Origin of the sequence: Azotobacter beijerinckii (genome assembly GCF_900110885.1) — a bacterium.
GTDB classification, from domain to species: Bacteria; Pseudomonadota; Gammaproteobacteria; order Pseudomonadales; family Pseudomonadaceae; genus Azotobacter; species Azotobacter beijerinckii.
Genome location: NZ_FOFJ01000114.1, coordinates 1 through 5426 on the forward strand (window position 1 = coordinate 1; position 5426 = coordinate 5426).

At 64.8% G+C, this 5426-nt stretch carries 7 protein-coding genes; all 7 read left to right on the forward strand.

The features are described from left to right. A partial coding sequence (locus BMY22_RS22485; protein ID WP_090625527.1) for an IncC plasmid conjugative DNA transfer DtrJ family protein occupies window positions 1–278 on the forward strand: 278 nt, incomplete at its 5' end. 97 nt (window positions 279–375) lie between these two features. Continuing rightward, window positions 376–1167 (forward strand): DsbA family protein, encoded by a 792-nt coding sequence (locus BMY22_RS22490; protein WP_090625529.1) that lies wholly within the window; start codon window positions 376–378, stop codon window positions 1165–1167. Next, window positions 1160–1450, forward strand: coding sequence for a type IV conjugative transfer system protein TraL (gene traL / locus BMY22_RS22495; protein WP_040107217.1), 291 nt, complete (start codon window positions 1160–1162; stop codon window positions 1448–1450). The genes BMY22_RS22490 and traL overlap by 8 nt, the downstream gene beginning before the upstream one ends. Beyond that, window positions 1450–2082, forward strand: coding sequence for a TraE/TraK family type IV conjugative transfer system protein (locus BMY22_RS22500; RefSeq protein ID WP_090625530.1), 633 nt, complete (start codon window positions 1450–1452; stop codon window positions 2080–2082). The genes traL and BMY22_RS22500 overlap by 1 nt, the downstream gene beginning before the upstream one ends. A gap of 169 nt (window positions 2083–2251) precedes the next feature. Next, window positions 2252–3280 carry a TraK domain-containing protein gene (locus tag BMY22_RS22505; protein ID WP_090625532.1) on the forward strand — a complete coding sequence of 343 codons (1029 nt, stop codon included), beginning with the start codon at window positions 2252–2254 and terminating at the stop codon, window positions 3278–3280. A gap of 9 nt (window positions 3281–3289) precedes the next feature. Continuing rightward, window positions 3290–4621 (forward strand): TraB/TrbI/VirB10 family type IV secretion system protein, encoded by a 1332-nt coding sequence (locus BMY22_RS22510; protein ID WP_090625534.1) that lies wholly within the window; start codon window positions 3290–3292, stop codon window positions 4619–4621. 11 nt (window positions 4622–4632) lie between these two features. Continuing rightward, window positions 4633–5127, forward strand: a complete 495-nt coding sequence (traV, locus tag BMY22_RS22515; RefSeq protein WP_090625535.1) for a type IV conjugative transfer system lipoprotein TraV — start codon at window positions 4633–4635, stop codon at window positions 5125–5127. Window positions 5128–5426 lie beyond the last annotated feature (299 nt).

Genomic DNA, 5426 nt, shown 5'->3' on the forward strand with positions numbered 1-5426 from the left:
TGATGATGCTGTTCTGGTTGCCGTTCCTGGCGGTGGTGCTGCTGCCGGCGGTGTTCGCCGGCTGGATGCGCTGGCATGCCAAGCGGCACAGCTTCGACTACGCCTCGCCGTTGCTGAACAACAACGCCGTGGCGATCCTGTCGTGGGGCGCCATCCTGCTGCTGTTGAGCGTTCTGCTGCCGGTGCCGATCCCGCCGCTGCTGGTCTGCACCTTCATCCTCATCCTGGTGCCGGTCGTTTTGTCGCTGTTGATCAGCAACTTGCCCAAGCGCATTTGAAGGGGGCCTTTCAAGCCAGAAAATGGCGGGAAATGGCCGCACAGGAGCGAATCGGCTTTTCACAATGGGGGCAACCCATCCACAAAGGTTGCCCCGCATGTCCTCCATGTCCATTCGTTCGACGCTGCTCACCACCGGGCTCGCCACCGCCCTGGTGGTGGGCGGCTTCTATCACTTCAAGCTCGTCGGCCAATGCCAGAGCGAAATGGCCGACCTGAAAAACCAGCTGGAAATGCTTACTCCGGCAGGCATCGACACCGCGGCGATGACGGAGCTCATCGGCAATCTGAAGCTCGTCCCATCCGGGGAGGCGGGGAATACGGGTAATGCCGTGCCCGACAACTGGATCTACGGGGCGGCCACGGCCCGCTACACGCTGGTCGAAATGACCGATACCGAATGCCCCTACTGCCGCGAGCACTTCCCCCTCCTCAAGGGCCTGATCGACAGCTCGGGCGGACATATCAACGCGGCGCTGCTGCATGTGCCGGCCCACGGCGAGGCTTCGCGCAATCAGGCGCTGGCCATCGAATGCGCCGGCGAGCAAGGCGGCTCGGAGGCGGCCTGGAAGTACGCCGAAAGCGTCTTCCAGAGCACGCCGTCCAACGGCAAGGGCGTGTCCGGGTCGCTCACCGGCCTGGCCACCGCCCTCGGCCTCGACGGCAAGCGCTTCGCCAGCTGCCTCGACTCCATCGAGGCCGTCGACCGCGTGAAGGCCGACCTGGACCAGGCCCTCAAGCTCGGCATCACGCAAACGCCGTCCACCCTGGTGGTGGACAACGAGTCCGGCCAGTCGCTGGTGCTGCAGGGCAGCCATGCCAGCCGCGACGGAATACTGCAGGCCCTGGAAGGGCTATCTGGCCAGAGCAAGGGGGCCAACCATGAGTAACGACGGCGTGAAGATTCCCGCATACATCGACGAGCCGCCCTATGTGCTGTTCTGGCGCATCGACGAGGTGATGCCGATCGGCATCGCCATGGTCGCCGGCGTGCTGATCGCGCAGCTGATGGTCTGCCTGGTCGTCGGTTTCGCGCTGGCGCGTTTCTACCGGCGCTACTGCGACAACCGCCCGGACGGCTATCTGCTGCACGCCCTGTACTGGCACCTGGGCGCGATTTCCGGAAAGAACGCCAGGTCCATGCCCAATGCCTATGAAAGGGAGTTCATCTGATGCTGGCCAGGAATCTCAAGGACACCTTCGACACCTTGCGCGGCGAGGCCAAATTCCTGCGCATGATCGTGCTGGGGCTGATCGTGGCCAACCTGTTCGTCTCCTGCGTGGCCATCAGCCGGGATCAGGTGGTCACCGTGGTGCCGCCGACGCTGGCCGAGCAGTCGTGGCTCAGCAAGACCCGGGCCGGGGAGGAGTACACCGAGGCCTGGGCCATGTACATCGCCATGCTGCTGGGCAACGTCACCCCCTCGAACGCCACCGTGGTCAAGGAAGCGATCGGCCCCATTCTCGACTCGGGCATCTATCAGGACGTGATGGAGGTGCTGGACCATCAGATCTTCCTGATCCGCCAGGACCGGGTATCGCTGGGCTTCGAGCCGCAGAAGGTGCTGCGCGATAACGCCAACCCCAACAAGTTCTTCGTCGTCGGGCGCTCGGTCAGCGAGGGGCCGATCGGGGACAAGAAGCGCCAATCCCGCACCTACGAGATGGAGCTGGTGATCCGCAACTACCGGCCGCTGCTGAGCTGGCTCAACACCTATTCGGGGGAGGCGCGCAGCCAGGATGTGATCGACCGGGAGACCCAGTTGAACGAGCGGATGGACAAGCTGCACAACAAGACGGAATAGGTCTTCGCCGTATCGGCGTAGAACGGCAGTGAGGGCCAGCCTTCCTTTGGAATCGCTGGCCCTCTTCGTTTTTTTGGGGTCCTTTCGAGCCAGAAAATGGCCGGAAAAGGCCGCACAGGAGCGGATCGACTTTTCAAAATGGGGGCATCCGAGAACAGAGGTTGCCCCCATGCGTCCCACTCCATCTGCCCGACCTTCCCGCTCCGCCCAACGCTTTCGGCCTGTTGCCCTCCTGCTGGCCATCGCGGCTGCCACCAGCCATGCCGCGGATGACGTCAGCATCCCCGGTCTGGCCATGCCGATGGCGGCCAGCGAGTTGGCGCCCGCCGCCGAGGCACAGACCCAGGCTGCGCCGGCGCAAACCGAGCGGAAAAGCTCCGCCCGACTGGCCGCCGCCGATCTTCCCGCCGTCCCGGCGCAGGTCATGGCCAAGCCGCAGACGGCGCCCGTGCTGGTCGAGACTCGCCAGGAGGTCCTGGTGTCGCCCGGCTCCAACACCCTCATCCCGATCAGCAAAGGGCAGATCAACCGGCTGGTAACCCCCTTCGAGCGGCCGATCGTCCAGACGGTCAGCGAGGCGGCCATCACGTCGAGCGGCAATGCCCTCTACGTCACGCCGCACACCGACCAGCCGATCACCCTGTTCGTGACGCCGGAGGACGACGAGTCGATCGCCCTGTCCCTGACCCTGCTGCCGCAGCCGGTGCCGCCGATCCAGGCGAACCTGATCCTCGCCCAGAACGGGCCGGGCGGCTGGAAAGGCCAGGCGGTGCAGACCGGCGCCCGCACGAACACGGAACAGGCGAGCAAGTGGGAGCGCAGCCAGCCCTACATGGACTCCTTGCGCAGCATCCTGCGCGACATGGCGCTGGGCACCCTGCCGCCCGGCTACAGCTTCGCAGCGCTGCCCTCGGGCGCTTCGATCCCGGCCTGCGCCCAACCGGGGCTGAAGTTCGATTTCAGCAAATCGCAGCTGATCACCGGCCACGACTTCCGCATCTTCGTGGCCGTCGCGCAGAACATCTCGAGCCGGACCCTGGAGTTCGATCACGGCGCCTGCACCCATCCCTACCGGGCGGCGGTGAGCAGCTGGCCCCACGAGATCCTGGAGCCGGGTCAGAAGACGGAAGTGTTCCTGGTCACCCGGGTTCCCACGGACGCCCCGGACCGTTCTTCCCGTCCGAGCCTGCTGCAGTAAGGAGCCCCCATGCAGAATCTCCAGAGCGTATTCGAAAACCTCACGCCGACGGCCAAACGGACCCTGGCCATCGGCGGCACGGTGGTGCTCGTCGGCACCCTCGTGGCCGTCGCCATGAGTGCCGCCAATCCGGACAGCAGCGCGCGCAGCGCCCCGAGCAAGCCCAAGGTGGAGGCGATCCTGACCGACGACGACCCGCGCTCGATGGGCCTCGATGCCCTGGTCACCCAGATCCAGAACCTGCAGAAAAGCCAGTACCGGATGGAGCAGGCGATGGGGCTGCGCGAGAAGGAAAAGCAGGACGATCGGACCCAGCAGCACGTCAACGAGCTGGAAAAGGAGCTGAAAGAGCTGCGCAATACGCTGGTGCAACTGGAACGGCGCAGCGAGGCGTCCGAGGCACGTAGCGAGGAGGCCCCGCCGGGCTCGTCCCTGGCAGACGAGTCCTACGCGCCGGCCAGACGAACGCCCTTCGTTTCCCGGGCGACCAGCTCGCCGGCCGCGCTGAGCCAGGTGTACGCCGACATGCCGGCACCGACTGCCGTCGGCGTGCCCGGCCACTCCGGTTCGGGCGAAACCGCCGCCCCGAAGATCCGCACCATCCGCAGCGGCTCGAACGCCAAGGACGCGGGCAAGGACAAGCTGCCCAAGGCGGTGACGGTCAGCCTGCCGGCCGGCGCCATCCTCTCGGGGGTGCTGGTCACCGGCATGGACGCCCCCACGGGCAGCAAGGCCCAGAAAGATCCCTATCCCAGCCTGGTGCGGATCAAGAGCGAGGCGATCCTGCCCAACCGCTTTCGCGCCGACTTCCGCGAGTGTTTCGTCATCGCCGCCGGCTGGGGCGAGCGCAGCTCGGAGCGCGCCTACATGCGCGCGGAGCGGTTGTCGTGCGTGCGCAACGACGGGGCCGTCCTCGAGACCAGCCTGGATGCCTACGTGACCGGCGAGGACGGCAAGGCCGGCATCCGCGGGCGGCTGGTCAGCAAGCAGGGCCAGTTGCTCTCCCGCGCACTGCTGGCCGGGTTCGCCGAAGGGATTTCTTCCGCCTTCGATGTCCGCCAGGTGCCCTCGATCAGTGTCACCCGCGGCGGCAACGGCAACTCGGGCAAGACCAGCAGCCCCGTCTACGAGCAGGCGCTCGATGCCAATGCTCTGCAGGGAGCCGCGGTGCGCGGGGTCGGCAGCGCCCTGGAGCGCCTGGCCGATTACTACATGGACATGGCCGAGGAAATGTTCCCGGTGATCGAGATCGATGCCATGCGCGAAGTGAACTTCATCGTCAAGAAAGGCCTGTCGGCCCAGTTCGACGAAAGCTCCCTGAAACTCAGTTCGGTTAAGTGAGGAGATTCACGATGATCCAGAAGAAGATTTTCACTCTGCTTGCGCTCGTCGGCGCGATTACCGGCTGTTCCAGCCTCAAGATCGGCGAGGAGGAATACAGCTGCAAGGGCATGCCCGAAGGCGCCACCTGCATGTCCGCCCGGGAGGTGTATGCGGCCACCGATGGCGGCGCCTACAAGACGCAACTGCGCCAGGAGCAGGACAAGGGCAGCACCAAGAAAGGCAAGGACAAGAAGAAGGAGGGCAAGGAAGGCGAGCCGGAAACCCGCGTGCTGTTCGCCGAGGGCGCCGACAACACGCCGCTGCCCATGCGCGTGCGCAGCCCGTTGCCGATTCGCAGCCAGGCGGTGGTCATGCGCATCGCCGTCGACCCGTGGGAGGACGACAACGGGGATCTGTACGTGCCGGGGTTCGTCTACACCGAGATCGAACCACGGCGCTGGGAGATCGGCACGCGCAATCCCCAGGTGATTCCGTCACTGCGGCCATTGACTGTCCAAAAATAAAAGCATCTGGATCTGGTGATCAAGAACGAAAGGCGCCTGTAGGCGCCTTTTTCAATTCTGTCGTTTGTCGGTCTTTTCTGGCTCATTGCCAGTAGGTTCGGAGCCCCCTGCCGGCAAGGGGACCGAAAAAAAGTTTGGAAAAACCCCCGTTTTTCCTAATTTCCGGCAAAAAAGTGGCTCGATAGCGCCGCACAAGCCCCCCCGAAATCTGAAAAATCACTCCCCAGCGCAGTCACGCGCTTCCCACCCCAGGAGTGAAAAACCATGCAAGCCATCAACAAATCGCACGTTCAAACCCT

Excerpts from the sequence above, each read along its gene's own strand:
- BMY22_RS22490 (WP_090625529.1), top strand. The coding sequence starts at position 376 with ATGTCCTCCATGTCCATTCGTTCGACGCTGCTCACCACCGGGCTCGCC.
- traL (WP_040107217.1), top strand. The coding sequence starts at position 1,160 with ATGAGTAACGACGGCGTGAAGATTCCCGCATACATCGACGAGCCGCCC.
- BMY22_RS22500 (WP_090625530.1), top strand. The coding sequence starts at position 1,450 with ATGCTGGCCAGGAATCTCAAGGACACCTTCGACACCTTGCGCGGCGAG.
- BMY22_RS22505 (WP_090625532.1), top strand. The coding sequence starts at position 2,252 with ATGCGTCCCACTCCATCTGCCCGACCTTCCCGCTCCGCCCAACGCTTT.
- BMY22_RS22510 (WP_090625534.1), top strand. The coding sequence starts at position 3,290 with ATGCAGAATCTCCAGAGCGTATTCGAAAACCTCACGCCGACGGCCAAA.
- traV (WP_090625535.1), top strand. The coding sequence starts at position 4,633 with ATGATCCAGAAGAAGATTTTCACTCTGCTTGCGCTCGTCGGCGCGATT.